The sequence below is a fragment of the Modestobacter sp. SYSU DS0290 genome (assembly GCF_054050955.1).
On sequence record NZ_JBJHAI010000001.1, the window covers coordinates 377205 to 395223 of the forward strand.

The window sequence follows — 18019 nt, forward strand, 5'->3', positions numbered from 1 at the left end:
CCCGCGCCGAGCGTGCGAGGCGTGGGGGGCAGCGGGGTCCTTCACGGGTGCAACTGGGGGGTGGCACCCGTCTGCACGCCGTGCTCGTTGCCCCGGCGACCCCGCGGCGTGGGGAGCTTGGCCGGCTGCTGCAGCGGCAGCCCCTCCAGCAGCACGCTAACCCGCCGGCGGATCGCGGCGGCCAGCTCGTCGGGCGACTGCCGGGCGTCGAGCACCAGGTAGCGGTCCGGCTCGGCCTCGGCCAGGGCGAGGAAGGTCTGCCGGACCCGCTGGTGGAACTCCAGCGACTCCGACTCCATCCGGTCGGCGGCTGCCCGGCCGCGGGCCCGGGCGAGCCCGATCTCCGGGGGCAGGTCCAGCAGCACGGTGAGGTCGGGCTGCAGGCCCTGGGTCGCCCAGCGGGAGATCGACCGGACGTCGTCCATCGGGATGGTGCGCCCCGCGCCCTGGTAGGCCAGCGAGCTGTCGACGAACCGGTCGGTGATGACCACCTCACCGGCGTCGAGCGCCGGCCGGAGGACGTCGTGCACGTGCTGCGCCCGGTCGGCGGCGTAGAGCAGCGCTTCCGAGCGCGGGGAGAGCCCGGAGCTGGCCGGGTCGAGCAGGATCGAGCGGATCCGCCCGCCGGACGGCGTCCCACCCGGCTCGAGGGTCGTGCGGGCGCCCAGGCCCTCCTCGGTCAGCCACTCGTGGAGGCGGCGCACCTGGGTGGACTTGCCGGCGCCCTCGCCGCCCTCGAAGGCGATGAGCACGCCGCCCCCGGCCAGCCGGCGGCGCGCGGTGGTGTCCCGGCGCAGCGCGGTGACCACGTCGGCGATCAGCGGCATCGGGCGACCGTCGTCCATCTGCCGGTAGGCGACCAGGCCGACGCCGACAGCGAGCAGGCCGGCGAGCAGGAGCATCAGCCGCTCCCCGGTCACCGTCAGCGCCACCGGCCCGAGGCTGACCGTGTGCCGGGCGATGAACCCCACCCCGAACGGTGCGACGGCGAGGGACAGGATGAGCGCCGCACGCACCAGGGACTGCACCAGCGCGAAGGTGCGCCCGCGGATCGCGTCCTCGACCTCGGTGCCCAGCAGGGTGAAGCCGGCCAGGTAGGCGATGCCGGCGAAGAAGCCCATGAGCACGACCAGGAAAAGCGCGAGCCACAGGGTGAAGGTCGAGGCCAGCAGCGCGACTGCGATGCCGGCACCGACGATCATGATCCCGAAGAGCCGTTCCCGGGGCAGGTCGCGGGCCACGCTCGGACCGACCGCGATGCCCAGCCCCAGCCCGACGAACACGGCACCGAACAGCAGGCCGTAGGCGGCGGTCCCGCCTCCCATGGACATGACGAACGCCTGCGCGGTGGCGATCACGACGCCTGCGGCGACGAACGCCCCGGTGATGCCGACGACCAGCCCGCGGACCAGGGGCGTGTGCCCGGCGAAGGAGAAGCCCTCCTTGAGCGACCTGAGGAAACCGTCGCCGGTGACCTGGGTGCCCTCGGCTCGTCGGCCGCTGATCGAGGGCAGGTTCCAGATGACGACCGCGGCGACCAGGAAGGTCAGCGCGTTGAGGTAGAGGGCCAGGTCGGCCTCGTCCACACCGGGGATGAGCTCGCTCAGTCCGCCCGCGGCGGTCAGGACCGCCATCACCACTCCGGCCAGCACCGGGGTGAGGCCGTAGGTGGTGACCAGGGAGAGCTGGTTGGCCGCCTCCAGCTGGTCCTTCCGGACCATGTTGGGGACCGCGGCGTCCTTGGCCGGGATCCAGAACAGGCTGATCGCCTCGATCAGGAACTGGGCGATGAACAGCCACACCAGGTCACCGACGAGCGGGATGGAGGCGAAGAGCCCGAAGCGCAGGACGTCGGAGACGACCATGGTCTTGCGCCGGTCGAAGCGGTCGGCGAAGGCGCCGGCCAGCGGGCCGAGCACGATGGCCGGCAGCAAGCGGAAGGCGAGGACGCCACCGACCGCGAAGTTGGCCGCGTAGCCGTCGAGCAGCGAGTAGGCGGTCGAGGAGATCGCGAGCAGGCCCAGCCAGTCGCCGAAGCTGGACAGCGCGGTGGACATCCAGAGCTTGCGGAAGTCGCGCACCCGCAGCACGGCGCGGATCCGGGAGCCGATGCCGACCGCGCCGTCCCCGCCCGCCTCGTCCCCGCTGCCGGCCGTCTCCTGGGCGGTGTCCCTGCCGGGCTCGGCCCCGGAGGCCTCGTGCTCGGCGCGCCAGGGGCGCTCGGGCAGCCCGGCCAGCGGCACCCCGGCGCCGTCGGGCGTCGGCGTGCCTGCCGCGGCGAGTCCGTCGGCGGGGACCGCACGCGGCTCGCCGGCGGCCGGCGGGCTGCCGACCACCCCGCCGGATCCGGCACCGGGCACGGCGGCGGGACCGGCACCCGGCCGGTGGTCTGCTGACGGCCCGTGCGCAGACGGCCCGTCCGGGTCGGAGCTGATCGAGACCCCCGGGGGTGAGAGGAGCGGGTGGCCGTCAGGCCACGGGCGGCGGGGTCACCGTACCGGTCGAGGACGACGGGACGGTCCGGTTCCGGACCCGGACGGGCGATCTCCCGCGCGTCAGCGCGGGGTGAGCCGGTACGCCCGCGTGGCGTAGGGCAGCTGGAGCACCGGCCGGCCGCGCGTGTCGGGGTGCCGGTCCAGCAGCTCCCGCACCCGGTCGAGGAACTCCGCCCGGTGGGCGGCGTCCATGGTGGCCGCGTAGCTGCGGGTGCCGATCCCGGCCACCACCTCCTCAGGGGTGACCTGCTGCCCGATCCCGGAGTCCGCGACCGCGACGTCGGCCGGCAGGGCGGTGGCGAACTGCTCGACGACCCCCTGGTCGGCCTCGTGCCCACGGGCCTCGGCGGCGAGCAGCCGCCCCAGCGCCGCGACCCACGGCACCCGCTCGTCGCGGGTGTTCCAGACGAAGCCGACCACCCCGCCGGGTCGGAGCACCCGGCGCAGCTCCGCCGCCGCCGGGCCGACGTCGAACCAGTGCGCGGCCTGCCCGGCGACGACGGCGTCGACGCTGGCGTCGGGCAGCGGGACCTGCTCGGCGCCCCCGAGGGCGGTGGCCACCCCGGGCAGCCGGGCGCGCAGCTGGTCGAGCATCCCCTCGCTCGGGTCGACGGCGACCACCTCGTGGCCAGCGGCCAGCAGGACGTCGGTGAGCAGCCCCGTGCCGGCGCCCAGGTCGAGCACCCGACGCGGCCGGTCACCGAGCAGGAAGGCGACCGCGTCGGGCGGGTAGGACGGGCGCAGCGCGGCGTACTCGGCGGCGACCGCGCCGAACGACGTCCGGCGCTGGTCCCAGCCCTCCACCGCGCTGCCCCGGCTCAGCTGGTCGCGGAGACCGGCTCGGCGACGTCGGCGGCTGCCGGAGCGGCCTTCTTCGTCGTCTTCTTCGCGGCCGCCTTGGCTGTCTTCTTCGCCGGCGCCTTCTTGGCCGCCGTCTTCTTCGCCGCCTTCTTCTTCACCGGCGCCCGCTCGCGGCGGTCGGCGAGCAGCTCGGCGGCACGCTCGAGGGTGATCGTCTCGACCTCGTCGCCCTTGCGCAGGCTGGCGTTGACCTCACCGTCGGTGACGTAGGGACCGAAGCGGCCCTCCCGTACCGTGACCAGCCCCTGGCTGACCGGGTCGGCGCCCAGCTCCTTGAGCGGGGCCTTCGCCGCGGCGCGGCCGCGCTGCTTGGGCTGGGCGAAGATCGCCAGCGCCTCGTCGAGGGTGATGGTGAAGAGCGCGTCCTCGCTCTCCAGCGACCGGGAGTCGGTGCCCTTCTTGATGTAGGGCCCGTAGCGGCCGTTGAGCGCCTGGATCTCCTCACCGTCGGCGTCCGTGCCGATCGTCCGCGGCAGGGTCAGCAACCGCAGCGCCTGCTCGAGGGTGACCGTCTCCGGCGTCATCGACTTGAACAGGCTCGCGGTGCGCGGCTGCTCCTTGCTGCCCTCGGGCACCAGCGTGGTGACGTAGGGGCCGTAGCGGCCGGCCTTCACCGCCACCGGGAACCCGGACTCCGGGTCGATGCCGAGCTCCCGGTCCGAGCTCGGGGCGTCGAGCAGCTCGGCGACCTTCTCGCTGGTCAGCTCGTCGGGGGCGATGTCCTCGGGGATGCTCACCCGGGCGCCGTCGTCGCCACCGGCCTGCAGGTACGGCCCGTAGCGGCCGACCCGGACGACCACCGGGTCGCCGTTGGGCGCCACCGCCCGCAGCGGGATGGAGTTGACGCCGCGGGCGTCGATCTCCTCCAGCCGCTGGCCGACGACGGACTTCAGCCCACCGGAGGCGCCGATCCCGCCGGCGTGCTGACCCTCGCCACCGAAGTAGAACTCGGTGAGCCAGTCGACCCGGCCGAGCTGGCCGGCGGCGATCTCGTCGAGCTCGCGTTCCAGCGAGGCGGTGAAGTCGTAGTCGACCAGCTGGCCGAAGTGCTGCTCGAGCAGGTTGACCACGGCGAAGGCGATGAAGGACGGCACCAGCGCCGAGCCCTTCTTCCAGACGTAGCCGCGGTCCTGGATCGTCTGCATGATCGACGCGTAGGTCGACGGCCGGCCGATCTCCAGCTCCTGCAGCCGCGCGGTGAGGCTCGGCTCGGTGTAGCGGGCCGGCGGGCTGGTGGTGTGCCCCTTGGGGTCCAGCTCCCGGGTGTCCAGCCGCTGCCCCCGTTCGACCCGGGGCAGCCGGCGCTCGCTGTCGTCGGCCTCGGCGTCGTCGTTGCCGGCCCCCTCGTCCTTGCCCTCGACGTAGGCGCGCAGGAAGCCGGGGAAGGTGATGGTCCGCCCGGAGGCGGTGAACTCGACGGCCTCGCCGGTGCTCGAGCTGCCGGCGAGCCGGATGCTCAGCGTCTTGCCCACGGCGTTGGCCATCTGGGAGGCGATGGTGCGCTGCCAGATCAGCTCGTAGAGCCGGAACTCGTCGCGGGCCAGCTGCCCGGCGAGCTGGCCGGGCGTGCGGAAGGAGTCACCGGCCGGGCGGATCGCCTCGTGCGCCTCCTGGGCGCCCTTCGCCTTGGTGGCGTAGCGGCGCGGCTCGGCCGGCACGTAGGCGTCGCCGTACAGCTCGGCAGCCTGCCGGCGGGCGGCGGTGATCGCCTCGTTGGACAGGTTGGTCGAGTCGGTCCGCATGTAGGTGATGTGGCCGTTCTCGTACAGCCGCTGGGCCACGCGCATCACCTGCGCGGAGGACCAGCCGAACTTGCGGCCGGCCTCCATCTGCAGGCTGGAGGTGATGAAGGGCGCGTAGGGCTTGCGGGTGTAGTCGCGCTCGTCGACCCGGCTGACGGTGACCGGCCGGCCCTCCAGCCGCGCGGCGAGGCCACGCGCGCCCGCCTCGTCGAGGTGGACGACGTCGCTGGTCACGCTGCCGGTGTCGGCGTCGAAGTCCTTGCCGGTGGCGACCCGGCTGTCGTCGACGGTGACCAGCCGGGCGCGCAGGGTCGTCGGCTCCCCCGCGTCGGCCTCCGCACGCCGCTCGGCGACCTCGAAGACGCCGTCCAGGCTCCAGTAGTCCGCGGCGGTGAACCGCATCCGCGCCCGCTCGCGCTCGACCACGATCCGGGTGGCGACCGACTGCACGCGGCCCGCCGACAGCTTCGGGAGGACCTTCTTCCACAGCACCGGGGAGACCTCGTAGCCGTAGAGCCGGTCGAGGATGCGGCGGGTCTCCTGGGCGTCGACCAGGGCGGTGTCCAGCTCGCGGGGGTTGGCCACGGCACGCGCGATCGCCTCGCGGGTGATCTCGTGGAACACCATCCGGCGGATCGGCACGGTGGGCTTCAGCGTGTCGATCAGGTGCCAGGCGATCGCCTCGCCCTCGCGGTCCTCATCGGTGGCCAGGTAGATCTCGCTGGCCTCCTTGACCAGCTGCTTCAGGCGGGTGACCTGCTGCTTGCGGTCGGGGCTGACCACGTAGAGCGGCTCGAACCCGTGGTCGACGTCCACCCCGAGGCGCGCCCAGGGCTCCCCCTTGTGCGCGGCCGGCACGTCGGCGGCGTTGCGTGGCAGGTCGCGGATGTGCCCCACGCTGGCCTCCACCACGTACTCGCCACCCAGGTACCCGGCGATCTTGTTCGCCTTGGTGGGCGACTCCACGATGACCAGTGGCCGGGATCCGGCGGCTGCAGCGCGCTTGCGCGGCGCACGGGCACCGGTGCTGGTGGCGGACTTCGTGGTCTTGGAGGGCGGCACGGGACTCCTGTCAGGGTGCTGGTGCAGGCGCCGGGCTCCCGCCCGGTGCACACGGGGCAGGCGGACCTGCACCCGTTCGGCAGGCGCCACGGTAGGCCACCACCCGGACACCCGGCCGGGCGGCGAGCCGATCCGGGCGCGCCGCTGCCCGGTCAACGGTCGGCGCGGGCTGCAGTTCCCGGGGAGCCGGGACCTCCGCGTGCGGACTCGACGCCGCCGGGTCACCGGGCCGGCCCGGCCCCGGCGACGACCGCGCCGACGGCGGCCAGGGTGGGGCGGTCCGGGTCGTGGTACTCGGTGTGCCCCTGGCCGGGATCGGTGGGCAGCGGGACGTCGCCGAACCCCAGGTCGGCCGGGCTGGGCCCGTAGTACCCGCTGAGGCTGACCAGGTCGACCGGCGTCCAGGCCCCGTAGACCTCCTCGGCCTCCAGCCGGGACGCCCGGCCCACCCCGGTGCCGGGGCTGCCCAGCAGGACGACGGCGTCCGCGGCGAGCCGGCCCGGCGCCCGCGCGGCCTGGCCGGTGACCAGGGTGCCGTAGCTGTGCGCCACGACCGTGGTGCGCGGCGCCGGCGGCGTGCCCGGGCCGCCACGGGCCGCGGCCAGCCCGTCCAGCGTCCGGTCCAGCACCCGCCCGGCGTGCACGGCGGTGACCGGCTGCAGCGCCCCGAGCAGCCCGGGGGTGCGGTACCCCAGCCAGGCCACTGCCGCCACGGCCAGCCCCGGCGCTGCACCGGTCGCGGCGGACAGCACGCCCGCGGCGGCGCCGACCAGGCCGTCGAGGTCGTCGGCGACCGTGGTGAGGATGCCGGGCACGAGGACCGCCACCGCCTGGGCAGCGTCCAGGTCACCGAGCGACAGCGCCGCCAGCCCCTGCGCCGGGTCGAGGACCAGCAGCTGCACCGGCACCGGGCCGGCGTCCGCGAGCTCCAGCTGCGCGGCGACCGCGGTGGCGGCCTGCCGGGCCTCGCCGGGCGGCAGGACGGCCAGCGCCGTCTGCAGCTGCGACCGGTTGGCCCGGTCGCGGGCCCAGGCCGGCAGCCCGTCGAGCGCGCCCACGGCACCGGGGTGGGCGGCGATCACGGCCAGCTGGACGGGAGCACTCAGCCCGGCCCACCAGTCGGCGGCGGCCAGCGGCCCGCCCCGGGGCGGCGCGGGGGCGGGGACCGGCGCCCCGGTCACCAGCTGCGGCAGGAGGTCGGGGAAGGCGACCGGCCCGGGAGCGGCGGCCAGGCCGGCCAGCGCATCGCCCGCCGCCACGGCGGCGGCGAGCGCCCGCTCCTCCGCGGCCCGCGCCTCCTCGGCCAGACCGGCGGCGAGCGCGGCGGCGCAGTCCGCGGCGGCCCTCCGGTCGGCGAGCGCCGCCGCCTGGTCCGGCGCCATCGCCGGGTGCGGGTGCGGGGGCAGCCCGGTGACCCGGCCGTCGTCGTCGAGCACCAGCCCGGCCCCGCCGGCGACGGCGAGCGCGCGGGCGGCGCACTCGGCCGCGTCGGTGGCGGCGCCGACCAGCCGGTGCAGCGCGGTCAGGGCGTCGTCGACGCGGGAGCCGACGCCGGTGGCCACCCCGGACAGCTCCACCAGGGCGCCGGCCGCCGCCGTCCCGGCCTCGCCCGACCAGCACTCGGCGCTGCCGAGCTGCCGCCCCACGGCGTCCAGCCTCGCCCGCCAGGGCGTCAGCCGGTCGGCGACCAGCGCGAGGGTGCCCACGCAGCCGCGCAGCTGGGGCAGGTCCCAGCGGGCCAGCTGCTGGAGCACGGGCGCGCTCACCGCGGCACCCGCGGGCCGCCGGGGAGGTCCGGCGGCGGGGCGGCGGCCAGCTGCCCGGCCAGTCCGGCGTCGGCCGCCCGGTAGGCGCTGATCGCGGCGTCGAGCGCCGCGGCCACCGCCGTCGTCCGGTCGGCGAGGGCGCCGGCCAGCTCCGCGCACCGGACCCCGGCCGTCGCCGCCGCCACCCCGACCGGGCCGGGCAGTGCCGTGGCCAGCGACCTCCCGGTGGCAGCGCCCAGCTCGGCGTCGTCCGCCAGCTCGGCACCCAGCCCGGACAGCTCGACGCGCAGCAGTCCGAGTGCGTCCAGCTGGACCGAGACCAGTCCGGACATCCGCCCTCCCTCGCTCGTGCGGCCCCGGTGGGGCCGGCTCGACGAGGGTGGGCGGCGGAGTGGGCGCGGCGGGCGCCGTCGTCCACACCCGACGGCGTCGTCCACATCAGGGGGCGCTGGCGCTCAGCGTGGACGAGGCGGTGTCGCTCTCCCCGCCGACGACGACCGAACGGCGCTTGCTGACCACCACGGCGGCGACGATGACGAGGGTGGCGCCCAGCGCGATGAGCACCCGCACCGTGGTGTTCTCCGCCTCCCCGACCGAGAGGGCGACGACGGCCGGGGCGATGAGCAGGGCCACCAGGTTCATCACCTTGATCAGCGGGTTGATGGCCGGCCCGGCGGTGTCCTTGAACGGGTCGCCCACGGTGTCGCCGATGACGGTGGCGGCGTGCGCCTCGCTGCCCTTCCCGCCGTGGGCACCGTCCTCCACCATCTTCTTGGCGTTGTCCCAGGCACCGCCGGAGTTGGCGAGGAAGACCGCCATCAGCGTGCCGGTGGCGATGGCCCCGACCAGGTAGGCGGCCAGCGGGCCGAACCCGAGGCCGAAGCCGACGGCGACCGGCGCGAGCACCGCCAGCAGCCCGGGGGTGGTCAGCTCACGCAGCGAGTCACGGGTGCAGATGTCGACGACGCGGCCGTAGTCGGGGCGCTCGGTGCCGGCCATGATCCCGGGGTGGGTGCGGAACTGCTCGCGCACCTCGAACACCACCCGCCCGGCCGCCCGGGAGACGGCGTTGATCGCCAGCCCGGAGAAGAGGAAGACGACGGCGGCGCCGATGACCGCCCCGACGACGTTGTTCGGGGAGACCAGGGTGAAGGCGTCACCCAGGGCTGTCCCGGCGTCGTCCAGCGCATCGACGATGCTCGCGTTGTAGGAGCCGAACAGCGCGGTGGCGGCCAGCACGGCGGTGGCGATCGCGATGCCCTTGGTGATCGCCTTGGTGGTGTTGCCGACCGCGTCGAGGTCGGTGAGCACCCGGGCGCCGTCCTCGTCGATGTCACCGGACATCTCCGCGATGCCCTGCGCGTTGTCGCTCACCGGCCCGAAGGTGTCCATCGAGACGATGACGCCTGCGGTGGTGAGCAGGCCGCAGCCGGCCAGCGCGACGGCATAGAGGGCGGCGGCCCCGCCGATGAGGAACGCCCCGTAGACCGCGGCGCCGATCAGCAGCGCCGCGTAGACCGCCGACTCCAGGCCCAGCGAGATGCCGGAGAGGATGACGGTGGCCGGGCCGGTCAGGGAGCTGCGGCCCACGTCCTTCACCGGGCGCCGGGAGGTCTCGGTGAAGTACCCGGTGAGCTGCTGGATCGCGGCGGCCAGCACGATCCCGACCAGCACCGACAGGAACCCGAGCACCTGCGGGCTGACCGGCACGGCCAGCCCGCCCGACAGGGCCGGCAGCACGGTGAAGGACGCGACCGCCACCAGCGCCAGCGAGACGGCCGCGGAGGTGAAGAAGCCCCGGTTGACCGGGGCCATCCAGGACCGGTCGCCCCTGCGGGGGTTGCTGGTCAGGATGCCGACCATGGAGGCGATCACCCCGATGGCCGCGACCACCAGGGGGAAGACCATGCCGACCGGGCCGAGGAAGACCTGGCCGAGGATGAGCGCGGCGACCAGCGTGACCGCGTAGGACTCGAACAGGTCGGCGGCCATGCCCGCGCAGTCACCGACGTTGTCGCCCACGTTGTCGGCGATGGTCGCGGCGTTGCGCGGGTCGTCCTCGGGGATGCCGGCCTCCACCTTGCCGACCAGGTCCGCGCCGACGTCGGCGGCCTTGGTGAAGATGCCACCACCGACCCGCATGAACATCGCCAGCAGGGCTCCGCCGAAGCCGAAGCCCTCGAGCACCACCGGGGCGGTCTCCTGGAACAGCAGCAGCGCCAGCGCGGCGCCGAACAGGCCCAGTCCGACGGTGATCATCCCGCAGACGCCGCCGGTGCGGTACGCGATGCGGAAGGCGGGGCGGTGCCCCCCGGCGGCCGCGGCGGCGGCGACCCGCACGTTCCCGCGGGTGGCCAGGGTCATGCCGATGAAGCCGACGCTGGCGGAGAAGGCTGCCCCGACGAGGAAGAACACCGCCCGGCCCACCCGGGTGCCCAGCCCGCCGTCGGTGACCGGCAGGAGCAGCAGCAGCAGGAACACGATGACCGCGAAGACCGCCAGCGTGCGGAACTGGCGACGCAGGAAGGCCACGGCTCCCTCCTGGATCGCCTTCGCGATCTCCTGCATCGACGCCGTGCCCTGGTCGGCGGCGAGCACCGCCCGGACCAGCCAGGCGGCGAAGGCCAGCGCGGCGAGGGAGACGAGGAGCACGGCCGCCACCAGGGCGAGGTCTCCTCCGGACAGGTCGGCGTCGGGCATGGGGGCCTCCGCGGCGAGGTGGGCGCGCACCGGCCGGCCACCCCCGGGCTCGCGCTCGGGGAGGGTCCCGGCGTGGCACGCACTGTGCCGCAGCCCGGTCGGTTCCACCAGAGCCTTCGTGATCTGGTGCACACTCCCGGCTGTTCGACCTGGTCGCCGGACGGGCGGGTTGCACCCCGGTGTGAGAGTGGGAGGCGTGACGTCGCTCCACCCCGCCCGACCCGCCGCGGACGACGGGGTCACCGCCGGGCCCGCAGCGCTGCCCGGTGACGAGCTGCTGGACTCGCTGCTGACCGGCACCCCGGAGGACGAGGACCCGGTCACCCACGTGCACCGGCTCGCCGCCCGCCCCAGCCGGGTGGCGGCATGGCCGGACTGGGTGGGCGCGGAGCTGCGCGACCGGCTCGCCTCCCGGGGCGTGGTCGCGCCCTTCAGCCACCAGGTGGCCGCTGCCGAGCTGGCCCGCAGCGGCTCGCACGTCGTCGTGGCGACCGGGACCGCCTCGGGCAAGTCGCTGGCGTACCAGCTGCCGGCGCTGACCGCGCTCGCCGAGGACGACCGGGCCTGCGTGCTCTACCTGGCCCCGACCAAGGCGCTGGCCCGCGACCAGCTGGCCTCGGTCGCGGCGCTGGCCGGCCCCTCGGTGCGGCCGGCCGCCTACGACGGGGACACCCCGGGCGAGGAGCGGGAGTGGGTGCGGCGGCACTCGCGGTGGATCGTCACCAACCCGGACATGCTGCACCGCGGGATCCTGCCGGCGCACCAGAAGTGGTCCAGCACGCTGCGCCGGGTCGCCTACGTCGTCATCGACGAGTGCCACGCCTACCGCGGCGTCTTCGGCTCGCACGTCGGGCACGTGCTGCGCAGGCTGCGCCGGGTCTGCCGCCGGTACGGCGCCGAACCGGTCTTCGTGCTGGCCTCGGCGACCGTCGCCGACCCCGCCGCGGCCGCCACCCGGCTGGTCGGCGCGCCCGTGACGGCGGTGACCGAGGACGGCTCCCCCCGGCCGGGCGCCACGTTCGCCCTGTGGGAGCCGCCGCTGACCGAACGGACCGGCGAGCAGGGCGCACCGCTGCGCCGGTCGGCGGCCGCGGACGCCGCGGGGTTGCTCGCCGACCTGGTGGAGCGCGACGCCCGGACGCTGGCGTTCGTGCGGTCCCGGCGCGGCGCGGAGACGGTGGCCGAGCAGGCCCGGGCGATCCTGCGGTCGCGCGGGCGGACCGACCTCGCCGGCAAGGTCGACTCCTACCGCGGCGGCTACCTGCCCGAGGAGCGGCGGGAGCTGGAGCGGGCGCTGTCCAGTGGCGACCTGCTGGGCGTGGCGACGACCAATGCCCTGGAGCTCGGCATCGACATCGCCGGCCTGGACGCGGTCGTGCTGGCCGGCTACCCGGGGACGCTGGCGTCGATGTGGCAGCAGGCGGGCCGGGCGGGGCGGGCGCAGCGGGAGTCGCTGGTCGTCTTCGTCGCCCGCGACGACCCGCTGGACCACTACCTCGCCCACCACCCCCGGGCGGTGTTCGGGCGGCCCGTCGAGGCGACCGTCACCGACCCCGCCAACCCGTACGTGCTCGGCCCACAGCTGTGCTGCGCGGCCGCCGAGCTGCCGCTGCGCGCCGAGGAGCTGGCCGACTTCGGTGGGCCGGTGGCCGAGGCGCAGATCGCCGAGCTCGTGGCCGCCGGGCAGCTGCGGACCCGCCCCACCGGCTGGTACTGGGCCGGGCGGGGGCGGCCGGACGTCGACATCCGCGGCAGCGGCGCGGCTCCGGTGTCGATCATCGAGCGGGACACCGGGCGGCTGCTGGGCACCGTCGACGGCGACGCCTCGCACGCCACGGTGCACACCGGCGCGCTGTACGTGCACCGCGGCGAGACCTTCGTGGTCGACGAGTTCGACGACGAGGACGCCTGCGCCGTCGTGCACGCCGAGAGCCCGGAGTGGACCACGGTCGCCCGGGACACGGTGGACCTGTCGATCGTCTCGATCGAGCGGACCCGCCGGCTGGGCGCGGTGACCGCGCACACCGGTGTGGTCGACGTGACCAACCAGGTGGTGGCCTACCAGCGCCGGCGACTGGGCACCGGGGAGGTGCTGGCGGAGTTCCCGCTGGACCTGCCGCCCCGGCAGCTGCGCACCCGGGCCGTCTGGCTGACCCTGGACGAGCGGGCCGTGGGCCGCGCCGACGTCGACGACGCCGCGCTGCCGGGCGCGCTACACGCCGCCGAGCACGCCTCGATCGGCATCCTGCCGCTGCTGGCCACCTGCGACCGCTGGGACCTCGGCGGCATCTCCACCGCGCTGCACCCGGACACCGGTGCGGCCACGATCGTCGTCTACGACGGCCACCCCGGCGGCGCCGGCTTCGCCGAGCGCGGCTACGCGGTGCTGCAGGAGTGGCTGCAGGCCACCCGGGCGACCGTGGCCAGCTGCGAGTGCGAGTCCGGCTGCCCCTCCTGCGTGCAGTCGCCCAAGTGCGGCAACGGCAACGACCCGCTGGACAAGCGCGGCGCCGTCCGGGTGCTCGACGTGGTGCTGGACGAGCTGACCGGCGCCCCCGAGCTGCCTGCCGGGGACGCCGCTGGCGGGGACCACGCCGACGAGCCGGACGCCCCGGCGGCGCTGGCCGCCGAGGCCCGGGTGGCGACGTCGACGGCGCATGCGCGGGCGGTCCGCCGCCGGGCGCGGCTGACCGCTCCGCCCACCACCGCGCCGGAGGACGACGCGCCCGGCCCGGCCGAGGGCGACGAGCCCTCCGGCCACCCGGCCGACGACCTCGTCTTCTGAGCCGGCCGGCCACGCCCCCCGGCCTCGCGGGCAGGCCTCAGCTCCTGCGCAGCGCCTCGCGCAGCGAGACCCGGCCACCGGAGCGGAGGACGGCGCCGGCGTAGACGCGGCCGGCGACGGCGAACGCCACGACCGCGGTCGCCAGCGCGACGACGAGCGCGAGGCCCAGCTGCCAGGCGGGCACCGGCTCGACGGCGAGGCGGGCCGGCATGACGAAGGTGGCGAGGACCGGCGCCACCGACGCCAGGTCGAGCCAGCGGGTCTCCGCGAAGTCGAACACGAGGTACGCGGCGGTGGCCATCGGGACCAGCGCCAGGCCCAGGGCGGGCTGCAGCGCACTGCTCAGGTCCTCCTGCCGTTCCACCCGCGCGGCGAGCCCGGCCATGAGCGTGGTGCAGGTGACGACGCCGAGCACGAGACCGACCACCCCGGCCGACAGGACTGCCCAGGACGCGCCTCGGACGCCGGGCAGCGCGCCGCTCAGGGCGAGCGCCCCCAGACCCGCGCCGAGCACCACCGCCAGCTGGGTGAGCCCGATGACGGTCGTGGCGAGGACCTTGCCGGCCAGCAGCTGCCACGGACGCACGCTGGTCAGCAGGATCTCCACGACGCGCGAGACCTTCTCCTGCATGACGTCGGTGGCCAGCGGGATGCCCCAGAGCAGGACGACCAGCACCGCTCCGGCGGCGGACCCGAGGCCCAGCACCACGTCGCCGATCGCGGGCCCCCCACCGACCGCGACCACGTCCATGGCGGCCTGCGCGGCACCGGCGTCGGCCGCGTCGGTGAGCAGCTCCGGGTCGACACCGGCCGCCCCGGCGACCTCGCGCAGCGAACGGTCCTGCAGGACCGCCTGCAGCAGCGCGCCCAGCTCGGGCGGCAGGGCGTCCCGGACCAGCACCCGGACGCCGTCGTCGGCGGTGAGCAGCACGGCGTCGGCCCCGCCGTCCTCGACCAGTGCCCGCCCGGCGGCCTCGTCGGCGACCTGCTCCACCGTGACGGCGGCGCCGCCCAGGGCCCCGGCCGAGGCGGCCAGGTCCGCCGTCGACGCCGTGTGCGCCAGCACCGGGACGTCGGCCCCGCCGCCCCTGGTGACCAGGGGCCCGGCGAGCGCCGTCAGCCCGAACAGCAACGTGCTGATCAGGAAGGCCTTCGTGAAGAACTTGGTGGCCAGCTCGCGGCGGAGGACGATCCGCACCCCGCCGACGCCTCGGACGCTGCGCGGGTCGACCGGCACCTCGGGCCGGACGGGGGTGTGGGTGCTCATGCCTTCTGCTCCTCCGGCTCGTGGTGGGCGGTACGGGCCCGGCGGGGCGCCTCGTCGACGACGCCGCGGTACACCTGCGCCAGCGACGGGCGCCAGGGCCGCAGCTCCCGCAGGGTGCCGCGGCGGCGGACCGCGTCCACCACCCGCTCGAGGTCCTGGTCACCCGGGAGGCACACCGTGACCGCGCCGTCCGGGGCCGGCGCGAGGCTGGCCCGGACGGCCGGCTCGAGATCGCCGACCCAGGTCGCGGGGTCGACGTCGCTGCGCAGCAGGAAGCGGTGGCCGTCGCCGCCGGTGAGCTCCGCGACGGACCCCTCGGCGACCAGGCTGCCCCCGTGCAGGACGGCGACCCGGTCGCACGTGCGCTCCACCAGGTCGAGCTGGTGGCTGGAGAAGACGACCGGGACACCGCGATCGGCCTCCTCTCGCAGCACCTCGGACATCACCTCGACCGCGAGGGGGTCCAGGCCCGAGAACGGTTCGTCGAGCACGAGCGCGTCGGGCCCGTGCACCAGCGCGGCCGCCAGCTGGACACGCTGCTGGTTGCCGAGGCTGAGGTCCTCGAGCGCACTGTCCCGGCGGGAGCCGACGCCGAGGCGCTCCAGCCAGTAGGACGCGGCCCGCTCGGCGTCCTGGCGCGCGAGGCCCCGCAGCTCGGCGAAGAACTGCAGCTGCTGGTGGACCCGCATGGTCGGGTACAGGCCACGCTCCTCGGGCATGTAGCCCATCCGTGCGCGCGCCGCCGCGTCGGCCGGCGCGCCGTCGACGGTCACGCGGCCGCGGTCCGCGGTGGCGACACCCAGCAGGATGCGCATCGAGGTCGTCTTGCCGGCACCGTTGCCGCCGACGTACCCGAGCACCTCGCCGCGGTGCACCTCCAGGCTGACGTCGTCGAGCACCTGGTGGGACCCGTAGCGCTTGCTGACGTGGTCGAGAGCCAGCACGGCTCCTCCTCGGCTGTGGGGGCTCCTGCGGTACGACCACCGTAGGTCGATCTGTTGTACAAACACAACACTCCGCAAGGGTCACCTATCGGTTCGTCTTGTCGTCTCGCCGATCCGCGGGTTAGCGTGCACACATGGCTGGACGGACGAAGCGCGACGAGGGGGCGCGTCCCATCCACAACCGGATCAACGTGGCCCGCGCCGAGGTCGGCATGTCACGCGTCGAACTCGCCCGCCTGGTCGGGGTGAACCCGCAGACGATCGGCGCGCTCGAGCGCGGCGACCACTACCCGAGCCTCCAGCTGGCGATGAGCATCTGCGAGGTCTTCGACCTCCCGGTCGAGGCGCTGTTCAGCCGGGAGCCGTTCCGCTCCATCACCGCCGCCTACCGCCGGACCGACCCGAGAGGTGACCAGTGACCACCCGGAGCGAGGCACCGCACCCAGCCGCCCGCCGCGCGACCGCCGCCGTCGTCGTGGGCGTCGCCGCATGGCTGGTGTTCCTGGTCCTGACGGTCTCCGCGCAGGCGTACTCCTGGGCGTGGGTGCTCAGCCTCGCCGTGATCGGCGCGGCCTGGGTGGGGGCCCGGGTGCTCGTCCGGGACATCGCCGAGCGGCGGGCCAGCGAGGTCGACGAGTACGAGCTCGCCCAGCGCAACACCGCCCGGAACGCCGGCTACGTCGCCGCGCTGCTCGCCGCACTCGTGCTCTACCTGGTGCTGTCGGTGGCCGGCGAGCTCGCCGAACGCGGCTCCGACCAGCTCCTGCTTCAGGCGCACCAGCTCGTGCTGGCCGCCTTCCTGCCCGCCGCCGCGGGCCCCACGTTCCTCGTGGCCTGGCGGCTGCGGGACCAGCCCGACCCCGGCGAGTAGCCGGGGCGGACCGACCGGCCTGCACCACGGCACATCCGCATGACGACCGAGGTCGACCCACTCGACGAAGGAGCGTCCCGCCATGAGCCCGCACCTCGCCATCCGTGACCTGACCCTGCCCGAGGCCCTGATGGCCTTCCTGCACGCCCGGAACGGGCGGCCCTACGAGTCGGTCCGGCCCGGAGCCCTCACCGCCGCCGCCGAGCTGGCCGAGCTGCTCGTCCTCGACCACGCCCGCATCGACGACCGGGACGGCGGCCGGCTCGTCGTCGACGCCCCCGCCACCGGCGACCGCACCTGGATCCGCGAGGTGACCGCCGAGCTGGTCGGTCACCCCACCGACGTCGCCACCTGGATCAAGCGGCGCGAGGGCGCACTGCCCACCCAGCAGGCGGAGGCCGCGGCCCGTGGCGTCCTGACGCAGGGCCGCAAGCGACTGGCCGGGCTGTTCCCCTACTCGACCAACACCGTCGACCGCGCAGTCCGGCAGCGGCTGGTCGACCACCTCACCGGTCCCGGCGCGGAGACCGACCCGCGCGCCGCCGTCCTCGCCCGGTTGCTGGTGAGGTCGCGGCTGCACCTGCGCAACGGGCTGACCGGGGACGTGCGGGCCCGCCTCGAGGAGGTCGCCGAGCGCGCCCCCTCGACCACGCCGGCACCGGCCGCCCTCAGCGCGGTCGACCTGGCGATGGTCACGGTCGTCTACACGACCGTGATCAACGACTGAGCACCCGGCAGCCTCCGCCCGGGGTCCGTCCCCGACGGCCGGCGCCGTCACCGCGGCCCCGTCTCCACCGGACCGGCGCGGGCCCGCCCCGGGGCATCGATCACACCCAGCGGACCGAGCCGGACCGGCACACTGACGTGCACCTCCACCACCGCACCGACGCCGACCGCGCACGAGGCCACCACGGCACCGTTGGCCGCCGCCACCTGGTCCGCGACGCTGCACGCCGCCGGGTCGCCCAGCACCGCGGCGCCCGCGGCGGCCAGCGCCGCGAGGTCGGCTGCCGCCGTCGCCCGGTGCCGTCCGACGACCGCCGCGCCGACCAGCACGGCGGCCACCCCGACCGCGGCCAGCAGCCCGGCGAGGGCGACCACCCAGATCGTGGCCGAGCCCCGTTCCGCCTCGGCGCCGCGGCTCGTCACGGTGCGCTCCCGCGGGCGGCGGGTTCGACCACGGCCGTGGCTGTCGCGGTGACGGTCACCCGCCACGGCACCGGGCCCAGGGGTGCGACCACCGCGGTGACCGTGACGGTCACCGCGTCGCCGCTGCTGCCCACGCCGACCACGGCGCCGTCGGGAGCGGCGGCACCGGCGATCCGCTGCACCACGACGGCCGGCTCACCGCGCGACGCCGCCCGGGCCCCCTCCCGGGCGGCGTCGACGCAGCGCAGCTGACCGGCGACCACGACCACCGCGGCGACCGCCCCCGCCAGCACGAACAGCAGCACCGGGAGGACGACCGCGGTCTCCGCGGTGACCATCCCGTCCTCGCGCTCCGGGCGGGAGCCGCGCCGCACCCG

General features: G+C 75.6%; 14 protein-coding genes. 4 read left to right on the top strand and 10 right to left on the bottom strand.

What is annotated here, in order from left to right; translation table 11 throughout:
* Positions 1-41: 41 nt before the first annotated feature.
* From tmk to ACI795_RS01895, 6 genes are all read right to left on the bottom strand, one after another.
* Complete coding sequence (tmk, locus tag ACI795_RS01870) at positions 42-2360, bottom strand: dTMP kinase (RefSeq protein ID WP_457073421.1); 2319 nt, start codon at positions 2358-2360, stop codon at positions 42-44.
* Positions 2361-2555: 195 nt separating this feature from the next.
* Entirely contained in the window at positions 2556-3299 is a 744-nt protein-coding gene (locus tag ACI795_RS01875; protein ID WP_457073422.1) for a class I SAM-dependent methyltransferase, read from the bottom strand.
* A 14-nt stretch (positions 3300-3313) separates the two neighbouring features.
* On the bottom strand, positions 3314-6160 hold the full coding sequence (gene topA / locus ACI795_RS01880) for a type I DNA topoisomerase (protein WP_457073423.1): 2847 nt from the start codon (positions 6158-6160) through the stop codon (positions 3314-3316).
* Between the two features lie 221 nt (positions 6161-6381).
* Positions 6382-7926 (bottom strand): alpha/beta hydrolase, encoded by a 1545-nt coding sequence (locus tag ACI795_RS01885; protein WP_457073426.1) that lies wholly within the window; start codon positions 7924-7926, stop codon positions 6382-6384.
* Positions 7923-8258 (bottom strand): hypothetical protein, encoded by a 336-nt coding sequence (locus tag ACI795_RS01890; protein WP_457073427.1) that lies wholly within the window; start codon positions 8256-8258, stop codon positions 7923-7925. Before ACI795_RS01890 ends, ACI795_RS01885 begins: the two co-directional genes overlap by 4 nt.
* A 106-nt stretch (positions 8259-8364) precedes the next feature.
* A complete protein-coding gene (locus ACI795_RS01895; RefSeq protein ID WP_457073428.1) occupies positions 8365-10626 on the bottom strand; it encodes a sodium-translocating pyrophosphatase in 2262 nt (753 codons plus the stop codon).
* 196 nt (positions 10627-10822) lie between these two features.
* Here ACI795_RS01895 and ACI795_RS01900 point away from each other — a divergent pair, with 196 nt between their 5' ends.
* Positions 10823-13411: a DEAD/DEAH box helicase gene (locus tag ACI795_RS01900; protein ID WP_457073429.1), complete on the top strand. Its 2589-nt coding sequence runs from the start codon at positions 10823-10825 to the stop codon at positions 13409-13411.
* A 37-nt stretch (positions 13412-13448) separates the two neighbouring features.
* Here ACI795_RS01900 and ACI795_RS01905 read toward each other — a convergent pair whose 3' ends face one another.
* The gene (locus ACI795_RS01905; protein ID WP_457073430.1) at positions 13449-14678 is read right to left on the bottom strand and encodes an ABC transporter permease; all 1230 of its coding nucleotides are present in this window, start codon (positions 14676-14678) and stop codon (positions 13449-13451) included.
* Positions 14675-15622 carry an ABC transporter ATP-binding protein gene (locus ACI795_RS01910; protein WP_457073432.1) on the bottom strand — a complete coding sequence of 316 codons (948 nt, stop codon included), beginning with the start codon at positions 15620-15622 and terminating at the stop codon, positions 14675-14677. The genes ACI795_RS01905 and ACI795_RS01910 overlap by 4 nt, the downstream gene beginning before the upstream one ends.
* A gap of 134 nt (positions 15623-15756) precedes the next feature.
* Between ACI795_RS01910 and ACI795_RS01915 the strand changes: the two genes are divergently transcribed.
* From ACI795_RS01915 to ACI795_RS01925, 3 genes are all read left to right on the top strand, one after another.
* Positions 15757-16041 (top strand): helix-turn-helix transcriptional regulator, encoded by a 285-nt coding sequence (locus ACI795_RS01915; RefSeq protein WP_457073434.1) that lies wholly within the window; start codon positions 15757-15759, stop codon positions 16039-16041.
* The gene (locus tag ACI795_RS01920; RefSeq protein ID WP_457073435.1) at positions 16038-16493 is read left to right on the top strand and encodes a hypothetical protein; all 456 of its coding nucleotides are present in this window, start codon (positions 16038-16040) and stop codon (positions 16491-16493) included. Before ACI795_RS01915 ends, ACI795_RS01920 begins: the two co-directional genes overlap by 4 nt.
* A gap of 82 nt (positions 16494-16575) precedes the next feature.
* A complete protein-coding gene (locus tag ACI795_RS01925; protein WP_457073437.1) occupies positions 16576-17220 on the top strand; it encodes a GPP34 family phosphoprotein in 645 nt (214 codons plus the stop codon).
* Between the two features lie 47 nt (positions 17221-17267).
* Here ACI795_RS01925 and ACI795_RS01930 read toward each other — a convergent pair whose 3' ends face one another.
* Both ACI795_RS01930 and ACI795_RS01935 read right to left on the bottom strand, forming a co-directional pair.
* A complete protein-coding gene (locus ACI795_RS01930) occupies positions 17268-17642 on the bottom strand; it encodes an Rv3654c family TadE-like protein (RefSeq protein WP_457073439.1) in 375 nt (124 codons plus the stop codon).
* Positions 17639-18016, bottom strand: a complete 378-nt coding sequence (locus ACI795_RS01935; RefSeq protein WP_457073441.1) for a TadE family type IV pilus minor pilin — start codon at positions 18014-18016, stop codon at positions 17639-17641. The genes ACI795_RS01930 and ACI795_RS01935 overlap by 4 nt, the downstream gene beginning before the upstream one ends.
* Positions 18017-18019 lie beyond the last annotated feature (3 nt).

Excerpts from the sequence above, each read along its gene's own strand:
- ACI795_RS01890 (WP_457073427.1), bottom strand. The coding sequence starts at position 8,258 with ATGTCCGGACTGGTCTCGGTCCAGCTGGACGCACTCGGACTGCTGCGC.
- ACI795_RS01905 (WP_457073430.1), bottom strand. The coding sequence starts at position 14,678 with ATGAGCACCCACACCCCCGTCCGGCCCGAGGTGCCGGTCGACCCGCGC.
- ACI795_RS01915 (WP_457073434.1), top strand. The coding sequence starts at position 15,757 with ATGGCTGGACGGACGAAGCGCGACGAGGGGGCGCGTCCCATCCACAAC.
- ACI795_RS01925 (WP_457073437.1), top strand. The coding sequence starts at position 16,576 with ATGAGCCCGCACCTCGCCATCCGTGACCTGACCCTGCCCGAGGCCCTG.
- ACI795_RS01895 (WP_457073428.1), bottom strand. The coding sequence starts at position 10,626 with ATGCCCGACGCCGACCTGTCCGGAGGAGACCTCGCCCTGGTGGCGGCC.